General features: G+C 66.9%; 18 protein-coding genes. 10 read left to right on the forward strand and 8 right to left on the reverse strand.

From position 1 onward, the window contains the following. Window positions 1-7: 7 nt before the first annotated feature. Window positions 8-952, reverse strand: a complete 945-nt coding sequence (locus tag AK36_RS01805; protein WP_045577719.1) for an ABC transporter ATP-binding protein — start codon at window positions 950-952, stop codon at window positions 8-10. A gap of 854 nt (window positions 953-1,806) precedes the next feature. Between AK36_RS01805 and AK36_RS01810 the strand changes: the two genes are divergently transcribed. The 5 genes from AK36_RS01810 (at window position 1,807) to AK36_RS01830 (ending at window position 7,609) form a co-directional block, all read left to right on the forward strand. Beyond that, the gene (locus tag AK36_RS01810; protein ID WP_045577720.1) at window positions 1,807-3,417 is read left to right on the forward strand and encodes a DUF2957 domain-containing protein; all 1,611 of its coding nucleotides are present in this window, start codon (window positions 1,807-1,809) and stop codon (window positions 3,415-3,417) included. A 71-nt stretch (window positions 3,418-3,488) separates the two neighbouring features. Beyond that, window positions 3,489-4,742 carry a DUF2957 domain-containing protein gene (locus AK36_RS01815; RefSeq protein WP_045577721.1) on the forward strand — a complete coding sequence of 418 codons (1,254 nt, stop codon included), beginning with the start codon at window positions 3,489-3,491 and terminating at the stop codon, window positions 4,740-4,742. A 65-nt stretch (window positions 4,743-4,807) separates the two neighbouring features. Beyond that, window positions 4,808-5,632, forward strand: coding sequence for an OmpW/AlkL family protein (locus AK36_RS01820; RefSeq protein ID WP_045578390.1), 825 nt, complete (start codon window positions 4,808-4,810; stop codon window positions 5,630-5,632). Window positions 5,633-5,753: 121 nt separating this feature from the next. Next, entirely contained in the window at window positions 5,754-6,257 is a 504-nt protein-coding gene (locus AK36_RS01825) for a hypothetical protein (protein ID WP_011880786.1), read from the forward strand. Window positions 6,258-6,487: 230 nt separating this feature from the next. Then, window positions 6,488-7,609, forward strand: coding sequence for a hypothetical protein (locus AK36_RS01830; protein WP_011880785.1), 1,122 nt, complete (start codon window positions 6,488-6,490; stop codon window positions 7,607-7,609). A 60-nt stretch (window positions 7,610-7,669) separates the two neighbouring features. Here AK36_RS01830 and betA read toward each other — a convergent pair whose 3' ends face one another. The 3 genes from betA to betI are packed head-to-tail and all read right to left on the reverse strand — an operon-like array spanning window position 7,670 to window position 11,479. Next, window positions 7,670-9,370 carry a choline dehydrogenase gene (betA, locus tag AK36_RS01835; protein WP_011880784.1) on the reverse strand — a complete coding sequence of 567 codons (1,701 nt, stop codon included), beginning with the start codon at window positions 9,368-9,370 and terminating at the stop codon, window positions 7,670-7,672. Window positions 9,371-9,392: 22 nt separating this feature from the next. Next, complete coding sequence (gene betB, locus AK36_RS01840; RefSeq protein WP_045578391.1) at window positions 9,393-10,862, reverse strand: betaine-aldehyde dehydrogenase; 1,470 nt, start codon at window positions 10,860-10,862, stop codon at window positions 9,393-9,395. 32 nt (window positions 10,863-10,894) lie between these two features. After that, a complete protein-coding gene (betI, locus tag AK36_RS01845) occupies window positions 10,895-11,479 on the reverse strand; it encodes a transcriptional regulator BetI (RefSeq protein ID WP_011880782.1) in 585 nt (194 codons plus the stop codon). A 295-nt stretch (window positions 11,480-11,774) separates the two neighbouring features. Here betI and fdhA point away from each other — a divergent pair, with 295 nt between their 5' ends. Next, window positions 11,775-12,971: a formaldehyde dehydrogenase, glutathione-independent gene (gene fdhA, locus AK36_RS01850; protein ID WP_011880781.1), complete on the forward strand. Its 1,197-nt coding sequence runs from the start codon at window positions 11,775-11,777 to the stop codon at window positions 12,969-12,971. Between the two features lie 95 nt (window positions 12,972-13,066). Here the strand turns inward: fdhA and AK36_RS01855 are convergent, their stop codons facing one another. The 4 genes from AK36_RS01855 to AK36_RS01870 form a co-directional block, all read right to left on the reverse strand. Continuing rightward, window positions 13,067-14,374, reverse strand: a complete 1,308-nt coding sequence (locus AK36_RS01855) for an NRAMP family divalent metal transporter (protein ID WP_014723978.1) — start codon at window positions 14,372-14,374, stop codon at window positions 13,067-13,069. A gap of 431 nt (window positions 14,375-14,805) precedes the next feature. Continuing rightward, complete coding sequence (locus tag AK36_RS01860) at window positions 14,806-15,621, reverse strand: hypothetical protein (protein WP_045577722.1); 816 nt, start codon at window positions 15,619-15,621, stop codon at window positions 14,806-14,808. A gap of 737 nt (window positions 15,622-16,358) precedes the next feature. Then, window positions 16,359-17,579, reverse strand: coding sequence for an ISL3 family transposase (locus AK36_RS01865; RefSeq protein WP_014723161.1), 1,221 nt, complete (start codon window positions 17,577-17,579; stop codon window positions 16,359-16,361). Window positions 17,580-17,725: 146 nt separating this feature from the next. Beyond that, window positions 17,726-18,751 (reverse strand): GlxA family transcriptional regulator, encoded by a 1,026-nt coding sequence (locus AK36_RS01870; protein ID WP_045577723.1) that lies wholly within the window; start codon window positions 18,749-18,751, stop codon window positions 17,726-17,728. Window positions 18,752-19,200: 449 nt separating this feature from the next. On the opposite strand from AK36_RS01870, the gene AK36_RS01875 reads away from it, so the two are divergent. The 4 genes from AK36_RS01875 to AK36_RS01890 all read left to right on the forward strand — a co-directional run bounded on the left by AK36_RS01875 (window position 19,201) and on the right by AK36_RS01890 (window position 24,306). Beyond that, window positions 19,201-20,475, forward strand: coding sequence for a serine hydroxymethyltransferase (locus AK36_RS01875; protein WP_045577724.1), 1,275 nt, complete (start codon window positions 19,201-19,203; stop codon window positions 20,473-20,475). A 42-nt stretch (window positions 20,476-20,517) separates the two neighbouring features. Further along, a complete protein-coding gene (locus tag AK36_RS01880) occupies window positions 20,518-21,489 on the forward strand; it encodes a dipeptidase (protein ID WP_045577725.1) in 972 nt (323 codons plus the stop codon). A 148-nt stretch (window positions 21,490-21,637) separates the two neighbouring features. Then, complete coding sequence (locus tag AK36_RS01885; RefSeq protein WP_011880774.1) at window positions 21,638-22,171, forward strand: DUF5943 domain-containing protein; 534 nt, start codon at window positions 21,638-21,640, stop codon at window positions 22,169-22,171. A gap of 71 nt (window positions 22,172-22,242) precedes the next feature. Then, the gene (locus tag AK36_RS01890) at window positions 22,243-24,306 is read left to right on the forward strand and encodes an NADH:flavin oxidoreductase (RefSeq protein ID WP_041494001.1); all 2,064 of its coding nucleotides are present in this window, start codon (window positions 22,243-22,245) and stop codon (window positions 24,304-24,306) included. Window position 24,307: the final 1 nt, after the last annotated feature.

Below are 24,307 nucleotides of genomic sequence, written 5' to 3' on the forward strand. Positions count from 1 at the left end.
ATGTGCGTTACGTCCCTTGTGCGCCGTTGCGGCGATTGTCGATCAGGCTCACGAAGATGTCCTCGAGCGAGCTCTGCGTCGTATGCAGATCGCGAAAACCGATGCCGGCCGCGCCGAGCGCGGCGATCAGCTTGGCGATGCCCGCGTCGTCGCGCTGCGAGTCGTAGGTGTAGACGAGCGCGGTGCCGTCGGCCGCGCGTTCGAGCCCGAACACCGCCAGCTCGGCCGGCACCGCCGCGAGCGGCTGCTCCAGCTGCACGGTCAGCTGCTTCTTGCCGAGCTTGCGCATCAGTTCGTGCTTGTCTTCGACGAGCACGAGCTCGCCGCCGAGAATGATGCCGATGCGGTCGGCCATTTCCTCGGCTTCCTCGATGTAGTGGGTGGTCAACAGGATCGTCACGCCGCTTTCGCGCAGCGAATCGACCAGCTTCCACATGTCGCGGCGCAGCTCGACGTCGACGCCGGCGGTCGGCTCGTCGAGGAACAGGATGCGCGGCTCGTGCGACAGCGCCTTCGCGATCATCACGCGGCGCTTCATGCCGCCCGACAGCGTCATCAGCTTGTTGTCGCGCTTGTCCCACAGCGACAGCGCCTTCAGCGTCTTCTCGATGTACGCGGGATCGGGCGCCTTGCCGAACAGGCCGCGGCTGAACGACACCGTCGCCCAGACGGTCTCGAACGCATCGGTCGTCAGTTCCTGCGGCACGAGCCCGATCATTTCGCGCGCCGCGCGGTAGTGATCGCGGATGTCGTGGCCGCCGACCGTCACGCGCCCTTCGGTCGGCGTGACGATGCCGCAGATCGAGCCGATCAGCGTGGTCTTGCCCGCGCCGTTCGGCCCGAGCAGCGCGAAGATCTCGCCGGGGCGGATGTCGAGGTTCACGTGCTTGAGCGCCTGGAAGCCGGACGCGTAAGTCTTGGAGAGGTCGGAAACGGAGAGGATCGGTTGCATGCTCACGGATGGCACGGCTGCTCGGGCCGACCCCGTGCGCCGCGCGAGCCCGGCGCCGCCGCTGCGACACGGCTGGCTGCGGGTGCGGCATGGCGAACGGGCGTCATGTCGAACGGCGTTGTGGTGCGGGATCGCAGGATCGCCATATTAGCAACCGGAAGATGGAAATGCATTTCTGCGCAAACGATATGCGATGCATGCACGGAATTCGCGCGAAATAGGCGTGCACTGCTCATCAATCAGGCGATTTATTTGAATCGGGTGAACAATGAGCGGTATTTTGCCGGAGCGTGCCGGGCCGGAGCGGTAAGCAGCACATGTACCGCCGAAGTATTTGTCTGAGCAAATAAATCGAAGGTCGTTTGAAAAATTGTGAAAGGCCCTGAGCGCGCTTGGATCGAGCCGTCCGGTTCGTTTGGAACTCTGCATCCATTTACTTGCGCGCAACGCCCGATCATAGTCTCGGCAAACGTCGCATCACGATAACGAATCCAGCGTACGTACGGAGACCAACCCATGAGACGCCTTTCCGAGGGCCCGGCCAAGCTGCCGTTCATCAGCTGTTCGCCTGACGCAGGCGCGACGCGAGTCGCCTGCCTGCGTTACCGCATCGCGTCGGCGCTGTAGCGACGCATCCCGATCCGTTTCGATTGTTCCGACGGCGCCGTGCCCGATGGCGGCGCTGCCGGCTTGCGCCTGCGTGTCGCCGCGACTCCGTGTTCGCTCGGACGAGCCGTGTGGCGCGCGCTGCGCGCATCGTCATGCGCCGCGCCCGATGTGCGCGGCGTGATACCAACCGGCGGGCCACGCAGCCCGACCGGACGAGACTCGTCGTACCTCAAAAGGAGGGGTTGATGCTTTGCATTCCTGAGTGGCGGAAAGCGATCCTGTCGTGTGCCGTGCTGGCGCTGCCGTTCGTCGCCGGCTGCGGCGGCGGTGACGACCCGGGGCCGATCAACGTGCCGCAGTGTTCGGGCAGCGCGTGCGGGCCGAGCGGCGCCGAAACGACGCCGCCCGTCGTGACGAAGCTGTGCCCGGATGCGCTCGACTACACGACCACCTACACCGGCGGCTCGGGCAGCGGCGAATACGTGAAGGTGAAGTTCGACACGACCAGGCTCACTTACCAGATGCAGTTCCTCGAATCGTCGGTGCCGACCTCGGCGGGGCAGGTCAACGACACGCGTGCGGGCCTGACGATCAGCGGCGCATTCCATCACCCGACCAACCTGCCGACCGCCGAGCAGAACCGCTGCGCGTTCGTGCTCGACAGCGGCGCAACGAGCGACGGTGCATATTCCGTGACGATCAATCGCGCCGATCCGCCGATGCTGTTCGTCGGCAACGGCGTGGTCGGCGGCGGCATTCCGGGTGCGACGATCGCGTTTCCGGGCATCGAGCTGCTGCCGGGGCTGTTCCTCGGCACCGTGCCGTCGCGTACGTTCGACTTCTATCCGTTCATCGGCTTCACCGACACCGAGACCGATTTCGCGAAAGTCGCGGGCAACTACAACGAGGTGGGCATCCATCTGTCGCCGCTCGGCGGCAACGCGCAGAGCACGGCCGGCCCGGTCGGCTGGGAGCCGGACGTCGTGAACTGGAACCAGACGCTCAATGCGGACGGCTCCTGCACGATCACGCCGAACAGCGACTACTCCTGCCAGACCACCGGCTCGCCGTGGACGCTGCGCAAGAACGCGGACGGATCGAACGACAACGTGTTCGTGAGCAATGCGGTGGCGAGCCAGTTCGGCACGCCGGTATACCCGCTCGCGGGGCAGGGCGCGTCGCTCGTGATCGCACCGAGCCAGGCGAAGGGCATCATGATCGTCGGCAAGCTCAACGGCTTGCGCGTGCCGGTCGTGATTCGCGTCGGCTACAACCACGTCGATGCCGGCAATCTGCTTGCGTCCGTCGCGGACCCCGAGGTCGGCATCTCGATGCTTTCGTCGACGACCGCGATCGCCGCGAATTCGCTGAAGGGCGGCTACATCGGCGCGACGAGCGCATCCGCATGCGGTGTCGTGACGTCGACCGGGCAGGCGAACGCGCTGGCGGTGGGCGGGCCGAGCCTGGACGTGAGCGTCCCGCACCCCGACCTGCCGGGCACGTTCATGAACGGCGCGTTCTATTCGGCGGCCGGCAGTTGCAACGACGGCACCGCCGTGTCGACGATGGCGGCGAACTACACGTCGACGCTGTTCCAGGGCGCCACCGCGGCGTTCATCGATCCGCAGACTTCGTCGGTCACCTCGCAGTTCGCGCTCGACTACACGCAGGCCACGCCGGGCAAGATCAAGGTGACGGTCGCCCAGGACTTCAACGCGAAGGGCGCGAACGGCAACGTGGCGATCTTCGCCAAGGGCGACACGGGCTGGCTCGTGACGGCGGGCAACGTCTACGCGATGGTGGTCAACAACAGCAAGGTCAACCCGTTCTTCACGGTCGGCGCGTTCGTTCAGTAACGGCGCATCGAACACGGAACCCCGGCGGCGCACGCAGCGCCGCCGGCGAACAAAATTTCAAGAGGATTCCTATGAACGTGAAGCATTGGATGGTGGCGGCGTCGCTCGCGCCGCTGGTGGCCGCGTGCGGCGGCGACGGCGACCCGCCGGCCGTCAGCCCCGTGCGGCTGTGTCCGCAGACGATCGACTACAACACGGCCTTCGTCGGCGGCTCCGGCTCGGGCGAGCTCGTGAAGGTGCAGCTCGACACCACGAAGATGACGTACCGCGTGACCTACCTCGCGTCGCCGGTCCCGACCACGACCGGCACGGTGCAGCCGACGCGCGACGCGGCGCCGGCCAACGTGGTCGACGGCACGCTGGTCGACGAGACGGGGCTGCCGACGGTGAAGCTGAACCAGTGCACGTTCCGGATGCAGAACGCGAGCCTCGACCCGACCCGGCCGGCCCGCCTGTTCCTCGGCGAAGGCGTGCTCGGCGGTGCGATTCCCGGCGCGACGATCCAGTTCGACGGCGTGATCGGCGTCGGCAAGATCTCGAAGACGACGTTCCCGTACTACCCGTTCATCAGCTTCTCGTCGCTCGAAACCGATCTGTCGAAGATCGCCGGCACCTACAACCAGCTCGGCTATCACCAGGTGCCGTCGCAGAGCTTCGCGCCGGTGGCGCTCGACCAGCAGGTGACGATCCACGCGGACGGCAGCTACGTCGAAACCGACAACTTCGGCAAGAAGAACGGCGGGCAGCCGCTGGCGTCGAGCGCGACCGTGAACCAGCCGTTCACGCTGCGCGCCGACGCGCCGGCCTTCCAGTCGCTCAACTACCAGCCGCAGATTGCGCCCACGCTCGCGGCCGTCGATCCGGCGAAGGCCGGCAAGGGCATTCTGATCGTCGGCAAGCTGCGCAATCAGCTCGTGCCGATCTTCATCCGGACCGGCGCGGCGAATGCGGACCTCACGCAGGGCCCGCCGAGCGCCGACGACGAATCGGGCATCTCGTTCCTGAGCCCGCAGACGGCCATCGCGCCAGGCTCGCAGAACGGCGAGTACACGGGGGTCGACAGCGCGTTCAACTATCGCGCCACCGCGCTCGTCGGCGCGCAGGCGACGCTGCTCGATCCGTTCAACGCGTCGCAGGCCGCACTCGCGCGCGCGCTGAACCTCGACTTCACGCAGCAGGTGCCGGGCGTCGTGACGACCGTGCATGCGGACGCGGCGTCGGGGCCGGCGACCGGCAAGTTCGTGTTCACCGGCGGAGTGTTCGGGTTCCTCGACATGGCCGATGCAAGCAATCCGTACTTCACGGTCGGCGCGTTCGTGCAGTGACCGCGCGCAGCGACACGGCGGCGCCGCGCAGGTGCGCGGCGCCCGGACAGAACAGGGGAGACTTCATGAAGAAGGTGATTGCCGCGGGTGTCGTCGCATGCATGTCGACGCTCGCATCGGCGCAGCAGGCGGGTGACAACGTCGCGACGCTGGGCTGGCTGCACATCATGCCGCAGGATTCGACCAACGGGCTGACGACCAATCTCGCCAACATGCCGATCAACGGGCCGCTGCGGCTGCCCGGCTCGTTCACGTCGCCGGGCACCAGCCTGACGGTGAACAACGCCGATACGGTCGGCCTCACGCTCACGCACTTTTTCACCGACCACATCGCGGTGACCTCGGTACTCGGCGTGCCGCCCGAATTCACGCTGACCGGGCACGGCGTGATCCGGCCGCCGGGGCCGTCCGGCGCGCTCGGCTCGGTCGACATGGACAAGACGTCGAACCAGCCGGCCGTGAAGAACGCGCGGCAATGGAGTCCGACCGTCATTCTTCAGTACTACTTCAATGCGCCGACCGCGAAGTTTCGTCCGTTCGTCGGGATCGGCGTCGCGTACAGCTGGTTCAGCAACATCGAGCTGAACGGCAACTTCGCGAGGGACATCAACGAGAACCTCGGCAGCGTGCTGGCGGCCGGGGCCGGCAAGCCGGGACCGACGTCGGTGGAGGGCAAGGCGTCGTCGTCGTTTACGCCCGTCTACAACATCGGCGCGAGCTACGCGATCGACAAGCACTGGGGGCTGACGGCAACGCTGACCTACATGCCGCTGAAGACTTACTCGTCGCTCGTGATCAAGGCGGCCGACGGCTCGACGCTCGCCACCACGCGCACCAGGCTGAAGGCCGATCCGCTGATTACGTTCGTCGGGATTTCCTACAAGTTCTGAGCCGCGCGGCGCGCCCGGCGCGCGCCGTGCGGCTTCCTGCGACGGGCCGGCCGTTCGCTTCGTCCGGGCCGTCGCGTTTCCGGCGGCATGCCGCCATTTGTGAAGAGAGGGGGCAGTTCAAATGAGCATTCGTCAAATCGCATCGCTTGTTGCTGCAGTGGCATTCACCGCGGCTGCGGCCGCGCCCGCGTTCGCGGTGACCGTATCGCGCGCGGACGGCCAGCCGATGAACCCCAACGGCGAACCGTTCTCCGCGTCCGGGCTCACGACGCTCAGCAAGGGGTCGATCAATGCGGCATGCAACGCGACGTTCAACGGCACGATCACGTCGACCGGCATCGTCAACATCACGTCGACGACCTTCACGGGCGGCGCCACCTGCGGGCTGATCAGCGGCAGCGCGACGAGTGCGTCGCCGTGGACCGGCCAGGCCGACAGTCCGACCCAACTGTCGATCAACAACGCGAAGGTGACCGTCACGCTGCTCGGCACCTGCGGGCCGAGCAAGGTCGTGACCGCGTGGAGCGATCCGAACTCGTCGCTGACGTTCAACAACGCGGTGCTGACGCCGGACTGCAAGGTCAGCGGCACGGTCGTCACGTCGCCGAAGTTCCACGTGCAGTAAGCATCGCGCGATCGCGACCGCACGCCTGCCGGTTACGAGGGCCGTGAGAGGATGCGCGGCGGGCGTCGCGGTTTCGCGGGACGTGGGCGTGGCCGCTCGGATGAGCGCGAATCGACGCGGCGGCGAGGCAGGCGGTGCGGCTCATCGCACCGCCTGCGCTTGACGGGACCGCTCGACCGGCCCACTACATAACAACCATTCCGATTCGCCGGAACTCCTTCGGACCACCCATGCTCACCGACCCAGCGAAGTATGGCGATGCCCGCGGTGCGACGCCTGACCGGCTGCGCACGGCCGCGTGGCTGCAGTATCTGATCGAACGTCTACAGGTGCCGGCCGGTGCCGAGGCCGACGCGGCCGCTGCGGCCGCTGCTTCGTCGACGGACTCGCGCGATGCGCGCGTGCGCGCCGGCGCAGCGCTTTCCGATGAGGCGATCGCCGTCCTGCACGAGGTCGCGCCGTGGCTGGCGACGGATGGCGGCGGTTGCGCATGCGACGCGGGCGACGCGCTCGAAGCATGCGTGCACGTGCCCGACGCGCAGCAGTTGGCGCATGCGGAGCGTCGCTGCCCCGGTTCGCGCGTGGCGTTCGAAGCCGCTCACGGATTCGTCGCTGCGTGGACCTTCGACGATCCCGACGATGGCTGGGCCGCACTCGAGCGGATTGCCAGCGGCGTCGCCCTCGATGACGGCAGCGGCGAACGCGCACCGCATGAAGCCGAAGCAGACGGCGAAGCACCGCCTGCGAAGAACCCGAGAGAACGCCGCGTGGCGGTCGCCGCGGGCGGCATGGACGCGTCGGCCGGCCACGACGCGATCATCGACGCGCTCGTGCTGCGCGTGTGCGGGCCGCGCGACGCGGCGGCGCGCATCGACGAGATGGCCGCGCTCGCGACGTACTGCGCGGCACTCGCCGCAGGCACGCGGATGTCGCTGGCCGCATACGGCGGCCGGCACAATCTCGTCGCGCGCGCGATCCGCGAACGACGCGGCGATCTCGCCTCGGTGTCCGGCCTGCTCGCGGCGGTGTCGGTGTGCCGGCTCGAACGGCTCGTCGGCGCGGGCAGCTTCTGGGCGTATTACCTGCTGGCCGGCGTCGTGATCGCGGCGCCCGACACGGTGCGCGCATATGCGCGCCGCTTCTACGGCGACGCATGGCAGAGCTGGCTCGATCAGACGCTCGCATGGCCGGCGATCGGCCGCTTCGGGCCGAAAGAAGAGGTCGCGTTCGACCGCTTGCGCGGCGCGATGAGCCTGACGTCGCGTGCGAACCCGATCGTGCGCGCGAAACGCATACGGTCGCGAGCGACCGCGATCACGCGCTTCAATGCGGGCGGCAGCGACGCCCAATGAAAAACGGCTCGCGGCGAGAACGCCGCGAGCCGTGCACGCTGTCGTCGCGCGCGGACGCGCCTACGCCGTCTCCGGCTGCCGCACCGCTTTCGCGACGTTGCGCGCCGGCGCGCCGTTCGCGACGTAGTACGCGACGTTCGCACGCGCGAGCGGCTCGCGGCCGCGAATCCGGTCGGCGATCTTCTCCGCGATCATGATCGTCGGCGCGTTCAGGTTGCCGGTCGTGATGATCGGCATGATCGACGCGTCGACGACCCGCAGCCCATCCAGCCCATGCACGCGGCCTTCGTCGTCGACCACGGCCATGTCGTCGTAGCCCATCTTGCACGAGCACGACGGATGGAACGCGGTCTCGGCGCGCGCGCGCACGAACGTATCGAGTTCCTTGTCGGAGCGGCAGTCGGCGCCCGGGTTCAGCTCGCGGCCGCGATAGCGGTCGAGCGCCGGTTGCCGCATGATCTCGCGCGTCGCGCGGATCGCATCGCGGAACTCGCGCCAGTCGAGCGCCTCGGCCATGTAGTTGAACAGGATGCTCGGATGGTCGTTCGGGTCGCGCGAGCGCAGCTTCACGCGGCCCCGGCTCGGCGAGCGCATCGAGCCGACGTGCGCCTGGAAGCCGTGCATCTCGATCGCGTTCGAGCCGTTGTAGTTGATCGCGACGGGCAGGAAGTGATACTGGATGTTCGGCCAGGGATCGTCGTCGCGCGTGCGGATGAAGCCGCCGGCCTCGAAATGGTTGCTCGCGCCGAGGCCCGTGCCGTTCAGCATCCATTCGAGCCCGATCTTCGGCTGGTTCCACCATTTGAGCGCCGGATACAGCGAGACGGGCTCCTTGCATTCGTACTGGATGTACATCTCCAGGTGATCCTGCAGGTTCTGGCCGACCCCCGGCAGGTCCAGCACGATCGGGATGTCGAGCTCTTTCAGCCACGCGCCGGGGCCGACGCCCGAGCGCTGCAGCAGTTGCGGCGACGCGATCGCGCCGCTGCACACGAGCACCTCGCGGCGCGCATGCGCGGTGGCGCGCTCGCTGCCGCGCAGGTATGCGACACCCGACGCGCGCTTGCCGTCGAACAGGATGCGGTCGGCCAGCGCGTGCGTGACGATCTCGAGGTTCGGGCGCGTCTTCGCCTGGTCGAGGTAGCCGCGCGCGGTGCTCGCGCGGCGGCCCTTCGGCGTGACGGTGCGGTCCATCGGGCCGAAGCCTTCCTGCTGATAGCCGTTGAGGTCGTCGGTGCGCGGATAGCCGGCCTGCACGCCGGCCTCGACCATCGCTTCGAACAGTGGGTTCGCGCCCGGCTTGCTGGTCGTGACCGACACGGGGCCGTCGCCGCCGTGGTAATCGTTCGGGCCGACGTCGCGCGTTTCGGCCTTCCGGAAGTACGGCAGGCAATCGAGATAGGTCCAGCGCTCGAGGCCCTGGTGCGTCGACCAGTTGTCGTAGTCGAGCGCGTTGCCGCGGATGTAGCACATCCCGTTGATCAGCGACGAGCCGCCGAGCCCCTTGCCGCGGCCGCATTCCATGCGGCGGTTGTCCATGTGCGGCTCGGGGTCGGTTTCGTACGCCCAGTTGTAGCGGCGGCCCTGCAGCGGATAGGCGAGCGCCGCCGGCATCTGCGTACGGAAGTCGAAGCGGTAGTCGGGGCCACCGGCTTCGAGCAGCAGCACCGTGACGTTCGGATCTTCCGTCAGGCGCGTCGCGAGCACGTTGCCCGCGGAACCGGCGCCGCAGATGATGTAGTCGTATTCGCGTGTCGTCATGACGGGATATCTCCTATCGTTCTCAAAACACCGGGTTGTAGCGGCCGAGTTCGACCTGTACCGATTTGATCCGAGTGTAGTGTTCGAGCGTCGTGATGCCGTTCTCGCGCCCGACACCGGATTGCTTGTATCCGCCAACCGGCATCTCGGCCGGCGATTCGCCCCACGTGTTGATCCAGCAGATGCCGGCTTCGAGGCGATGGATCGTGCGATGCGCGCGCGACAGGTTCTCCGTGACGACGCCGGCCGCGAGGCCGTAGTGCGTGTCGTTCGCGCGCGCGATCACTTCGTCCTCCGATTCGAAATCGAGGATGCTCATCACCGGCCCGAAGATTTCCTCGCGCACGATCTTCATGTCGTCGCGGCAGTCGCCGAATACCGTCGGCGCGACGTACTGGCCGTTCGTGAAATGGCCGTCGGTGAGCCGCGTGCCGCCGGCCAGCAGCTTCGCGCCTTCCGCCTTGCCGCTGGCGATGAAGCCGAGCACCTTGTCGAGCTGCGCGGCCGACACGAGCGGGCCGAAGTTGGTGTCGGCATCGGTCGGCTTGCCCACGCGGATCCGCTTCACGCGTTCGAGCACCTTGGCGGTGAACGCGTCCTTGATCGAGCGCTGCACGAACACGCGCGTGCCGTTGGTGCAGACCTGGCCCGAGCTGAAGAAGTTGGCGGTCACCGCGATGTCGGCCGCGCGATCGAGGTCGGCATCGTCGAACACGATCAGCGGCGACTTGCCGCCGAGCTCCATCGTCACTTCCTTCAGCGACGACGCGCCGGCCAGCGACATCACCTTCTTGCCGGTCTCGACGCCGCCCGTGAACGACACCTTCGCGATGTCCGGGTGACCGGTCAGCAGCGCACCGACCGAGCCGTCGCCCTGCACGACGTTGAACACGCCGGCCGGCACGCCGGCTTCCGTATAGATCTCGGCGAGCTTCAGCGCGGTGAGCGGCGTGACCTCGCTCGGCTTGAACACCATCGCGTTGCCGGCCGCGAGCGCGGGCGCCGTCTTCCAGCATGCGATCTGGATCGGGTAGTTCCATGCGCCGATGCCCGCGCACACGCCGAGCGGCTCGCGGCGCGTGTAGACGAACGACTCGGCGCGCAACGGCACCTGCAGCCCTTCGATCGCGGTCGCGAGGCCCGCGTAGTACTCGATCACGTCCGCGCCGGTGACGATGTCGACCGCGAGCGTCTCGCCGATCGGCTTGCCGGTGTCGCGCGTCTCGATCGCCGCGAGTTCGTCGTTGCGCTCGCGCAGCAGATCGACCGCGCGGCGCAGGATGCGCGAGCGCTGCATCGCGGTCAGCGCCGCCCATTCGCGCTGCCCTTGCTGCGCCGAGGCGACCGCGCGGTCGACGTCGGCCGCGCTCGCTTGCTGCACCTGCGCGAGCAGCTCGCCGGTGGCGGGATCGAAGGTGTCGAAAGTCTTGCCGCTGGTGGCGTCGACATAAGCGCCGCCGATGTACAGGCGCTGCAAACCGTATACGGACATGAGGATCTCCAGGTTGGCGACTGCGCGACGCGTCACGCGGACGCGAGCAGCAGGTCGATGTAATCGTGGGCGAGCTTCAAGGCCGCCCGGGTATCGATCGGGCCGCCGGCGAGCGCGCCGCGCAGCCACAGGCCGTCGATCAGCGCGGCGAGGCCGCTGGCCGCTTCGCGCGCCTTCGCGCGCGGCAGGCGCTTCGCGAATTCGGCGCACAGGTTCGAGTGCAGGCGCCGCGTGTTGACGTGCTGCAGGCGCTTGAGCCTCGGCTCGTGCATGCTCTGCGACCAGAACGCGAGCCAGGTCTTCATCACCGGCGCGCTGACCTGCGTGTCGTCGAAGTTGGCGGCGACGATCGCGCGCAGCCTCGCGCGCGGATCCTTGCGCGCGGCGACGCGGCGGCGCGTGGTGGCCGCCCACAGATCGCGCAGCACGTGCCGCATCGTGGCTTCGAGCAGGCCGTCCTTGTCGCCGAAGTAGTGACTGACGATGCCCGTCGAGATCTTCGCGCGCTGCGCGACCGACGCGAGCGTCGTGCCGGGCAGGCCGGCCTCGTCGATCGAGCGCAGCGTCGCGTCGATCAGCTGCGCGCGACGGATCTCCCGCATTCCGACTTTCGGCATCGCGCACTCCTTCGCCCCGGACGGGCCGTTCGTGGAAGTCGAGAGCTTATCGGTTTTTTATTGATCGTTCAATCAACAAAAAATCGGGTCCGACGATGTGCGGCGGGGATGCCGTGCGGCGGGCGCGGCGCCGGCTGGGGCTTCGCGCGGCCGATGTCGGCACCGGTCAAACACCTGTCGCGTTTGAGACATCGGCGCCCCGGTCTCGGGGACTACTCTCGAACAGCACGTTGCAGGTGCGCCGCAGTCGTGCGGCGGCCCGCAGCGCGAACCAACGAGACATGGAGACAATACGATGAGCAGCAATCGAGGTGTCGTCTATCTTGGGCCGGGCAAGGTGGAGGTGCAGAAGATCGATTATCCGAAGATGGTCGATCCGACCGGGCGCGCGATCGGCCACGGCGTGATCCTGAAAGTGGTGAGCACGAACATCTGCGGTTCCGACCAGCATATGGTGCGCGGCCGCACGACCGCGCCGGTCGGACTCGTGCTCGGGCACGAGATCACCGGCGAGGTGGTCGAGGTCGGCCCCGACGTCGAGACGCTGAAGATCGGCGATCTCGTGTCGGTGCCGTTCAACGTCGCGTGCGGACGCTGCGCGATGTGCAAGGACACCCATACGGGCGTGTGCCTGAACGTGAACCCGTCGCGTGCGGGCGGCGCGTACGGCTACGTCGACATGGGCGGCTGGATCGGCGGACAGGCCGAGTACGTGCTCGTGCCGTACGCGGACTTCAACCTGCTGAAATTCCCGGACCGCGATCAGGCGATGGCGAAGATCCGCGACCTGACCTGCCTGTCCGACATTCTGCCGACCGGCTACCACGGCGCGGTGAGCGCGGGCGTGAAGCCGGGCTCGACGGTCTATATCGCGGGCGCAGGCCCGGTCGGGATGGCGGCGGCCGCGTCGGCGCGGCTGCTCGGCGCGGCGGTCACGATCGTCGGCGACATGAACGCGGAACGCCTCGCCCATGCGCGCGCGATGGGCTTCGAGACGGTCGACCTGTCGAAGGACGCGTCGCTCGGCGAGCAGATCGCGCAGATTCTCGGCGTGCCGGAAATCGACTGCGCGGTCGACTGCGTCGGCTTCGAAGCGCACGGCCACGGCTCGTCGGGCAGCGCGGAGGAAGCGCCGGCGACGGTGCTGAACTCGCTGATGGAGATCACGCGGCCGGCCGGCGCGATCGGCATCCCGGGCCTCTACGTGACCGACGATCCGGGCGCGAAGGACAAGGCCGCGCAGCACGGCAGCCTGAGCATCCGCTTCGGCCTCGGCTGGGCGAAGTCGCATTCGTTCTTCACGGGTCAGACGCCGGTGCTGAAGTACAACCGCAACCTGATGCAGGCGATCCTGTTCGACCGCCTGCCGATCGCGAAGATCGTCAACGTCGAGGTGATCTCGCTCGATCAGGCGCCGGAAGGCTACAAGAAGTTCGACGGCGGCGCACCGCGCAAATTCGTGATCGACCCGCACGGCCTGCTCGCGGCCTGACGTGCGAACGGCTCACATGAAGCGGGCGGCGCCGGAGACGGCGCCGCCCGTTTTTCATTCCTCGACGACTCTCCCGACGCCTGCCGCGCTACCGGTCAGAACGAAGTCACCACCATCCCGACCGCGATCACGAACATCACGATCGTGGCGAGCCAGCCCAGCGCGCGCAGCCAGCCCTTGACGCTGAAGGCACCCATGATGTCGGTGCGCGACGCGATCAACATCATCACGACCATCACGGGCACGGCGATCACGCCGTTGAGCACGGCGCTCCAGTAAAGCGCCTTGATCGCGTTGATGGAGGTGAAATTGATGACCATCCCGATCAGCGTGGCGATCGCGATGGTGGCATAAAAGGCCTTGGCTTCCTGGACCTTCCGCGAAAACCCGACGGGCCAGTCGCGTGCCTCGCCTACGGCGTAGGCGGCCGAGCCTGCCAGCACTGGCACCGCGAGCAAGCCGGTCCCGACGATGCCGACGGTGAACAGCAGCGCCGCGAAGTGTCCCGCGATCGGCCGCAGTGCGAGCGCCGCCTGCGCCGAAGTCTGGATGTCCGTGATGCCGCCCGCGTTGAGTGTGGCGGCGGTGGTGGCGAGGATGGCGAGGGCGACCAGATTGGACAGGCCCATCCCGGTCACCGTGTCCATCTCGATGCGGTGCAGCGCCGTCGGCGCCTGTGCCGGCGCGCTGAAGAGGTCGCGGCGGGTCGGATGCGCATGCATGTCCTCCACTTCCTCTTCGGATTGCCAGAAGAACAGATAGGGGCTGATGGTGGTGCCGAAGATCGCGACGACGAGCGTCAGGTAGGACGACGTCCAGCTCAGATGCGGAACGAACAAATGGCTCGCCAGACGCGCCCATTCGATATGCGCGATCGCGAGCACCGCGAAGTACGCGAACAGCGACAACGTGAACCATTTCAGCACGGCGACGTAGCGCGTGTACTGCAGCAGCAGCTGCATCGCGATGCAGATGGCCGAGAAAAGCAGCACGTACAGCCACTTCGGGCCGGGCAGCAGGAGCGCCATCGCATCGGCCATCGCGCCAAGATCGGCGCCGAGATTGATGATGTTGGCGATGAGCAGGAGCACGACGACCCATTGGAGCAACCAGTCGGGATAGTGCCGGCGCAGCACGCCGGCGATGCCGTGGCCGGTGGTGCGCCCGATCCGGGCGCTGATCATCTGGATCGCGACCATCAGCGGATAGCTGAACAGCAACGTCCACGAAAGTCCGTAGCCGAACGCCGCGCCGGCCTGACTGTAGGTTGCGATGCCGCTCGGGTCGTCGTCCGATGCGCCGGTGATCAAGCCGGCGCCGAGAAAGCCGAACAGGCGCGGTTTGGACGGACCGACGACGGGGTCGCGCGTGGGTAGGGGATCGTTCTGTGAATTGCTGTCCATGGGACGAGGGTCTTTGCGCGAGGGCGGGAATTCGGGTGGGTGTCTACCGACGCGGGTTATGACGCGCGCCCGTTCCGTCAGACGCCCGCGAGGGTTGCGCCGTAAGCCGACCTGCGGTGCGGGATGAGCCGGTAGACGAGGCAGCCGATAGCGTATCGGATTCTGGCGAAGGAGGCATTCTCGTTCGCTCCGCGCGGCCGAGCGCGGGCGGTTGGTCGACCAGCGGCGGCGGGAGGCTTGCGAGCGGGTTCGTGACTATGCGGGTTCGTGACTATGCGGGGTTGGTCGGCGGGTGCGCGCGGCTGGCAGGGGCAGGCTTCGTCAGCGGCCACGGATGTTGTCCGGCGCCGACTGGAGCGGCGGCCACCGACGGCTCCGCTACCGACATCCGCGGCAACTGACGCGCAACCAGGTTCCTCGCTGCGCGGCCGTCAGTGTCCGCGGTACAGATAGGCCATTTCGGCGTCGCTCGCCCCGCGTCGCAGATGGCGCGCGTGCCAGCTCACGCGACGGGTCGCATGCGTGCGCCGGGCCGGGACGCCGCCTTTCCAGTCGGCGACGCGGATGCCGCCTTGCGCGCGGTCCGTGTCGCGAAGCGGCGGCACTTGCCGCGCGAGCGTCGCGGGCGCGCCTGCGCCCGCTCTCGCACTCGCCCTCGCGTGGCGGCTCGAGGCCGCACCACGCGGACCGTCGACGGTGGCCGGCTGGCCGGCATCGGCGAGCGGGCCGGCCGCCGGCGCCAGCGTCTCATCCCGACGAAACGCATAGACGGGTGCGGGCAGCACCGGCAACGCGGGCGTGTCGGCGACCTGCACGCCGGCGTCGGCCGCGCCGGTGCTCGTTGCGCCGTGGCCGCGACAGACCGGGTCGGCCCGGCACGTGCGGTCGAACGTCACGTAACCGCCGACGAGCAGGACCAGCGTCAACACGCTGAGCAACGGTGCGCTCGATGCGCGCGGCCGATGAATCGCCGCGTTGCGTACGGCGGCCGCGAAGCGCGACACCCATGTGGGTGCCGACGGCGCGCCGTGGTCGGGAGCGGCCGGCTCGCCGCCGCGCCAGCGACCGAGCGGGGCGAACGGCCGGTTCCCCGTTCCGCACACGGGGCAGGTATCGCTGGCGCGGAATGCCATGAAGCCGCATTCCCGACAGCGCTGACTGACCGTCACGCGCGGCTGGACGCGCACATTCATCGCGCCGAGCAGCGTGTCGCGTGGGTGGATTCTCCGGCTGGGCAGGACTCGCATCGTCGTTGCTACCTCGTTTGTCGTTGCCGGTCGGCGAGCGTTCCGAGGGGCCGGATCGCATCCTCGACGGCGGGAGGCCACGGCCAGCGATGGCTGAGCCGGGTATGGCGTGCTTGAACTGGTCGGTCGACTGGAATGTCGCCTCGTCGTCGCGCGCGGTTTGCGACGCGTCGGTGCGGTGCTGGATCGCAATGCATTCGCGTGGCGTGGTGGTTCGGGACAAGCTGACCACGGCGCGCACATGCGGCGGTCGGCGGCTCGCTTTCGCACATGTAGAAGCCGCGCCGCGCGGTAGCAGGATTTACACGACGCGCGCCGAATGCGGACGGCTCAGTCGCGACGCGCGCGACATGGGAGAAATCACCGTACCGGATCGAGTTGGCGACCATTTGCGCGATCGCCGCATATCGCTTCATGCGTGGCCTCCGGCCGGGCGCGGCCGGCGCTGAAGAAAGAGTAGCAACGGCAACCGCCGCATTCAATCCCGCCCCAATCGCCAATGTTTCGCGGGCGATTCCGCTCCGCTGCATCGGTTCGGGAACCGGGCGTCCTGCGCAAGTCTCGTTCCCGCTGACGGGTCGGTACGGCGTCACGTTTTCCGCTGCCGAGCGGCGAGGTTGCTGAAGCCGAACGCGCGCGAATGCACATTCGAGGATCGTGTACGCGGCGCGCGATGCAGCTACCTGCCACGCTTGCCGAAACGCACGCGCCGAAATCGTCAGCGCAAAAGAAAAGGTTCATCGAGGATTACCGGGGAAGGCGGCGCGGATCTTGAGGAAGAAGTATTCATCGTCACGGTACCCGTAAGCCCGCCGCTTGATGACCTTGATGGTGTTGTTGATGCCTTCGACGACGCTGGTATTGAGCGGATGGCGGCAGCGAGTCACGATTCCGTGCCAGTAGCCCTGCAAGCGCTCGGCGAACTTTTGCAGGGCGGCGATCCCGCTTTGCTGAGCCTGCTCGAACCATTGTTCCCAAGCCTTTTGCGCCCAGGCTGGCTTCTGATAGAACCAGAGCCGCTTGAGCTCGTCGCGTAACACGTAGACGCATAACAGCGACTGATTGGCCGCCAGCAACTCTTTCAGGTGCACGGCCTGATCTGGCTTGAGGTTGTGGCGGTTGCGCAGCAACAACCAGCGGCTGGACTTCAGAACTTTGCGGGCCGGCTTGTCATGTCGGAGTTGATTGGCCTGGTCCACTCGCACCCGATCTATCACTTCGCGGCCGTACTTGGCCACGACGTGGTACAGGTCGAAGACGATCTCCGCCTGCGGACACTGTTCCCTGATTTCGAGTTCATACGCCGTGGTCATGTCGATCGCCACCGCTTCAATACGCTTGGCAACGCCTTCGGGAAGCTGCTCGAAGAAGGCACGGGCAGTCTCGCGCGAGCGGCCCTGTCCGATCCAGAGCACCTGCCGGCTCATCGGCTCGACCACCACCGTGGCGTAGCGATGGCCTTTATGCAGCGCGAACTCGTCCATCGCCAGATAGCGGATCGTTGACCAGTCGGGCTCGCGCACACGCGCCCGCAGACGCATCTTGTCGATCGATTTGACCGTGTGCCAGCCCAGGTCGTAGAAGGCCGCCACGGCCTGCACGCTGGCCGCTTGCAGCAGCTTCTCGCAGGCCTTGGCGAAGCGCTCCGTCACTCGCTGGTAGCGGCCCAGCCACGCCAGCTTCTCCAGTCGCGGGCCGCCGCAGCGTTCACACCAGACTCGGCGGCGCGGAACGTGCAGCACCACCCGGTATTCGAACAACGGCAGGTCACGCACCCGGCGAACCGTTGTCTCGTGGATTTGCTGGCAGCGTGCACCACATTGCTCGCAATACATGACCTTGCTGATCGGCTTCAAATACAGCGACAGCGTGCGGCCGTCGCCTTCCGGCCATTCCACACGCTCCAACCGGTAACCCGTCCAGCAGCCCAGTGCCTGAAGTGCCTTGCGATCGAGCAATTGCTTCTCCTGACGTCCTTAAAGTCAGGCGTCAGGTTACGCAATCGCTCTAAAACCCTCCACGGTTTCCTACGATGAACCAAAGAAAAGCGGCCCATCGGGCCGCTTTCATGATTGCACCGCGCGCGCCGCCGTCGGCGCCGGTGTCACGCATGGAGCGCGTGCACCGGAAACATCGGCGCGGCCGCCGGCGCGCCCTGGGCGAGCGGCGCCACCTGCTTGCGGCGCTCGCGCGTCGGCGCGACGCCGAACGCGTCGCGATAGCTCTTGCTGAAATGGCACGCCGACTGGAACCCGCACGCCATCGTGATGTGCATGATCGACATGTCGGTCTGCAACAGCAGTTCGCGTGCGCGGCGCAGCCGCAGCGTCAGGTAATAGTGGGTGGGCGTCATCCCGAGGTGCTCGCGGAACAGCCGCTGCAACTGCCGCTGCGACATGTTCGCGAGCCGCGCGAGCTCCTCGCGCGACAGCGGCTCCTCGATGTTGTTCTCCATCAGTGCGATCACTTCGAACAGCGACTTGTTCGCCGAGCCGAGCCGTGCGACGAGCGGCATCCGCTGCTGCGCGCTCGTGTCGCGCACGTGTTCGACGATGAACTGCTCGGCGATCTGCGTGACGCGCGCGGTGCCCACCCGTGCGGCGATCAGGTTCAGCATCATGTCGAGCGGCGCGACGCCGCCCGTGCAGGTGATGCGATCGCGGTCGATGACGAACAGCTCCTTCAGGAAGCGTGTGTCCGGAAACTCCTCCTTCAGCGCCGACATGTTCTCCCAGTGGATCGCGCACGCGTAGCCCGCGAGCAGCCCCGACTTCGCGAGCGCATAGGTGCCCGTGCACAGGCTGCCGAGCGCGACGCCCGAGCGCGCGAAACGGCGCAGCGTCGACAGATGGTCGGGCGTGGTCGCGCGCTGCACGTCGACGCCGCCGCACACGAAGACGATATCGGGCAGCCCGACGCAATCGGCCGGCCCCGTGTCGACCGTGAGCCCGTTGCTGGCCGTCACCGGTCCGCCCTCCGGGCTGATCACCGACCAGCGGTAGAGCGGCTGGCCGCTCAGATAGTTCGCCATCCGAAGCACCTCGATCGCATTCGTGAACGCGATCATCGTGAAGTTCGGCAGGGGCATGAACGCGAAGTGAGACAGCGACGCTGTGCGGTCGGGCGACATGGGGAGCGTTCCTTGAATCTCTAATAGCTATGGGCCCGAGTGGCACGGATCGGGCTGCCGTATTGTGTGAGCCAGCGCAACAAGCGTGCCATACGGCTAAACCCTAGCTCCATACGTTGTCTGGGCGTCCGGCCGATATTGCACTGCACCGTAAGCGTGATGCGCTGCACCCCGCGCGCGCAGCGGCGGCACCGGCGAAGTGCTTGCGCACGAACGCAGCGCACGACGCCGCGCGCAGCGGCGCTTCGAAAAGCACGATCGGTCACTTGTGCAAAACGGACGCGCATGGCGGAAAAGGCAAAGAACGCGTCTAAATTCATCAATCCGCCGAAAATCCGAACGACAAGAATAGAGCCGTCGGCAGCCTTGCACTGGAAGCGCTGGAAACCCAGGTACGGCGGGCCTCGAGCTTCGGTTACACGCCCTTCATTCTTCGTCACGGACGCACTATGTCGAACCCCCAGCCTTTCTTCTCGCAGCCCCTCGCCGAGCGCGACGCCCCGGTGCGCAGCGCCATCCTGAAGGAGCTCGAGCGCCAGCAGTCGCAGGTCGAGCTGATCGCGTCGGAAAACATCGTGTCACGCGCGGTGCTGGAAGCGCAGGGTTCGGTGCTGACCAACAAGTATGCGGAAGGCTATCCGGGCAAGCGCTATTACGGCGGCTGCGAATTCGCCGACGAAATCGAGGCGCTCGCGATCGAGCGCGTGAAGCAGATCTTCAACGCCGGCTATGCGAACGTGCAGCCGCATTCGGGTGCGCAGGCGAACGGCTCGGTGATGCTCGCGCTCGCGAAGCCGGGCGACACGGTGCTCGGCATGTCGCTCGACGCCGGCGGCCACCTCACGCACGGCGCGAAGCCGGCGCTGTCGGGCAAGTGGTTCAACGCGGTGCAGTACGGCGTGAACCGCGACACGATGCGCATCGACTACGACCAGGTCGAGGAGCTCGCCCACCAGCACAAGCCGACGCTGCTCATCGCCGGCTTCTCCGCTTATCCGCGCGCGCTCGACTTCGCGCGCTTCCGCGCGATCGCCGACAGCGTCGGCGCGAAGCTGATGGTCGACATGGCGCACATCGCGGGCGTGATCGCGGCCGGTCGCCATGCGAACCCGGTCGAGCACGCGCACGTCGTCACGTCGACCACGCACAAGACGCTGCGCGGCCCGCGCGGCGGCTTCGTGCTGACCAACGACGAAGAGATCGCGAAGAAGATCAACTCGGCCGTGTTCCCCGGCCTGCAGGGCGGCCCGCTGATGCACGTGATCGCCGGCAAGGCCGTCGCGTTCGGCGAAGTGCTGCATGCCGACTTCAAGACCTACATCGACCGCGTGCTCGCGAACGCGCAGGCGCTCGGCGACGTGCTGAAGGCGGGCGGCGTCGATCTCGTCACCGGCGGCACCGACAACCACCTGCTGCTGGTCGACCTGCGCCCGAAGGGGCTGAAGGGCGCGCCGGTCGAGCAGGCGCTCGAGCGCGCGGGCATCACCTGCAACAAGAACGGCATTCCGTTCGACACCGAGAAGCCGACCGTCACGTCGGGCATCCGCCTCGGCACGCCGGCCGGCACGACGCGCGGCTTCGGCGTGGCCGAGTTCCGCGAGATCGGCCGCCTGATTCTCGAAGTGTTCGACGCGCTGCGCGCGAATCCGGACGGCGACCACGCGACCGAGCAACGCGTGCGCCGCGAGATTTTCGCGCTTTGCGAGCGCTTCCCGATTTACTGATCGACGACCCCACACACGCAGAGACTAGAGCGAGAGGCAGATATGAGCACGCTGCATCAGGACAGCATCATCATCGACGGATTGAACATCTCGAAGTTCGAGAAGCCGGTGTTCGAAGACATGCGCCGCGGCGGCATCACCGCCGCGAACTGCACGGTATCGGTGTGGGAGAACTTCACCAAGACCGTCGACAACATCGGCGTGATGAAGAAGAAGATCCGCGACAACGGCGAGCTGCTGACGCTGGTGCGCACCACCGACGACATCTTCCGCGCGAAGCAGGAAGGCAAGACGGGCATCATCCTCGGCTTCCAGAACGCGCATGCGTTCGAGGACAACATCGGCTACATCGAGGCGTTCGCCGACATGGGCGTGCGCGTCGTGCAGCTTTGCTACAACACGCAGAACCTGGTCGGCACCGGCTGCTACGAGCGCGACGGCGGCCTGTCCGACTTCGGCCGCGAAGTGATCACGGAAATGAACCGCGTCGGCATCATGGTCGACCTGTCGCACGTGGGCGGCAACACGTCGTCGGAAGCGATCGCGTTCTCGAAGAAGCCGGTGTGCTATTCGCACTGCCTGCCGTCGGGCCTGAAAGAGCATCCGCGCAACAAGAGCGACGCGCAGCTCAAGGAGATCGCCGACGCCGGCGGCTTCGTCGGCGTGACGATGTTCGCGCCGTTCCTGAAGCGCGGGATCGAAGCGAACATCGACGACTACATCGAGGCGATCGAATACGTCGTGAACCTGATCGGCGAAGACGCGGTCGGCATCGGCACCGACTTCACGCAGGACTACGCGAAGGAATTCTTCGACATGCTGACGCACGACAAGGGCCGCTATCGCCAGCTGACGAACTTCGGCAAGGTGATCAACCCAGAAGGCATCCGCACGATCGGCGAATTCCCGAACCTGACCGCGGCGATGGAGCGCTACGGCTGGAAGGAGTCGCGCATCCGCAAGATCATGGGCGAGAACTGGGTGCGCGTGTTCAAGGACGTGTGGGGCGCGTAAGCGCACGCACGAACCGAACCGAGCCGAACCGCCCCAGCGATTCAACACCACAAGAATCCGGCCGTGCCGGCGCGTCGCGCGCTGGCGCGCGGACGATATCGCGCCTGCGCCCGAGCCGCGCGGCGTTTTTCCTCACGGAGCCACCACGATGCAACCGCAACTGCCGATCGACGTCGATCCCGATACCGGCGTCTGGACCACCGACGCGCTGCCGATGCTGTACGTGCCGCGTCACTTCTTCACGAACAACCACGTCGCGGTCGAGGAAGCGCTCGGCGTCGAAGCGTATGCGCAGATTCTCTACAAGGCCGGCTACAAGTCCGCCTACCACTGGTGCGACAAGGAAGCGAAGCTGCACGGGCTGACCGGCATGGCCGTGTTCGAGCATTACCTGAAGCGCCTGTCGCAACGCGGCTGGGGCCTGTTCTCGATCATCGAAGCCGATCCGGCCAGCGCACGCGCGAAGATCGAGCTGCGCCACTCGTCGTTCGTGCTCCAGCAGCCGGAGAAGGAAGGCAAGCTCTGCTACATGTTCGCGGGCTGGTTCGCCGGCGCGATGGACTGGGTCAACGACACGACGCCGGAAGGCCAGGGTGCGCCGCGCGCGCAGTCGAAGGAAGTGCAGTGTGCGGCCGAGCACCACGATCACTGCGTCTTCGAAGTGTCGCCGATCGCCCACTGACGCACTGAAGCCGCCCAGCAACACCACAACACCCGCAATACGAGACATTCGAACGCCAGAGGTCGCCAGCGATGCGTTATCCCCACCTGTTCAAACCCATGCAGCTGAACCAGCTGACGCTGCGCAACCGGATCGTCAGCACCGCGCACGCGGAGGTGTATGCCGAGCCGGGCGGCCTGCCGGGCGACCGCTACATCCGCTACTACGAGGAGAAGGCCAAGGGCGGCGTCGGCCTCGCGATCTGCGGCGGCTCGAGCCCCGTGTCGATCGACAGCCCGCAGGGCTGGTGGAAGTCGGTGAACCTGTCGAACGACAAGATCATCGATCCGCTCACGCGCCTGGCCGACACGATGCACAAGCACGGCGCGAAGATCATGATCCAGGCGACGCACATGGGCCGCCGCTCGTCGTTCCACGGCGAGCACTGGCCGCATCTGATGTCGCCGTCGGGCGTGCGCGAACCGGTGCACCGCGGCAACGCGAAGATCATCGAGATCGAGGAAATCCGCCGCATCATCGGCGATTTCGCGGCGGCCGCGAAGCGCGTGAAGGCGGCCGGCATGGACGGCATCGAGATCTCGGCGGCGCACCAGCATCTGATCGACCAGTTCTGGAGCAAGCGCTCGAACCATCGCACCGACGAATGGGGCGGCAGCCTCGAGAACCGTCTGCGCTTCGGCATCGAAGTGCTGACGGCCGTGCGCGAGGCGGTGGGCAAGGACTTCTGCGTCGGGCTGCGCATGTGCGGCGACGAATTCCACGAAGATGGCCTCGATCACGAAGCACTGAAGGAAATCGCGCAGGCGATGTCCGAGACGGGCCTGATCGACTACCTGAGCGTGGTCGGCTCGGGCGGCGACACGCACAACACGATCGCGAACTGCATGCCGCCGATGGCGCTGCCGCCGGAGCCGTTCGTGCATCTCGCGGCCGGCATCAAGTCGGTCGTGAAGATCCCGGTCATGCACGCGCAGAGCATCCGCGATGCGGGCCAGGCCGAGCGCCTGCTCGCGAACGGGATGATCGACCTGGTCGGCATGACGCGCGCGCAGATCGCCGATCCGCACATGGTGATCAAGATCCGCGACGGCCGCGAGGACGAAATCAAGCAATGCGTCGGCGCGAACTACTGCATCGACCGCCAGTACAACGGCCTCGACGTGCTGTGCATCCAGAACGCGGCCACCTCGCGCGAAGCGACGATGCCGCACATCATCGAGAAATCGCGCGGCCCGAAGCGCAAGGTCGTCGTGGTCGGCGCGGGCCCGGCCGGGCTCGAGGCCGCGCGCGTCGCGAAGCTGCGCGGCCATGACGTCGTGCTGTTCGAGAAGAACGCCGAGGTGGGCGGCCAGGTGATGATCGCGGCGAAGGCGCCGCAGCGCGAGCAGATGTCGGGGATCATCCGCTGGTTCGACATGGAAACGAAGCGGCTGGGCGTCGACCGGCGTCTGGGCGTCGCTGCCGACGAGAAGATGATCATGGCCGAGAAGCCGGACATCGTCGTGCTCGCGACGGGCGGCTCGAGCTTCACGTGGCAGGTGCCGGCGTGGGGCGTCGCCGAAGGGCTGGCGGTCAGCTCGTGGGACATCCTGACCGGCAAGGTCGAGCCGAAGCAGAACGTGCTGCTGTTCGACGGCGTGAGCACGCATGCGGGCGCGGGCGTCGCCGACTTCATGGCGAGCCGCGGCTCGAAGGTCGAGGTCGTCACGCCCGACGTGAAGGTGGCCGACGACTGCGGCGGCACGACGTTCCCGATCTTCTATCGGCGCCTGTACGCGCTCGGCGTGATCCCGACGCCGAACACGATGCTCGACCGCGTGTACGAGGAAGACGGCAAGAAGATCGCCGTGCTGCGCAACGAATACACGGAAGAACTCGAAGAGCGCGCGGTCGACCAGGTCGTGATCGAGAACGGTTCGTCGCCCAACGACGAGCTGTACTGGAAGCTGAAGCCCGAGTCGGTGAACCGCGGCCAGATCGATCCGCACACGCTGTTCGCGGCCGAGCCGCAACCGTGCCTGTCGGAAGAGCTGGGCAACGGCCGCTTCCTGCTGTTCCGTGTCGGCGACTGCATCTCGATGCACAACGTCCACGGGGCGATCTACGACTCGCTGCGTCTCGTCAAGGATTTCTGAA

It is taken from the genome of Burkholderia vietnamiensis LMG 10929, from assembly GCF_000959445.1.
Lineage (GTDB): Bacteria > Pseudomonadota > Gammaproteobacteria > Burkholderiales > Burkholderiaceae > Burkholderia > Burkholderia vietnamiensis.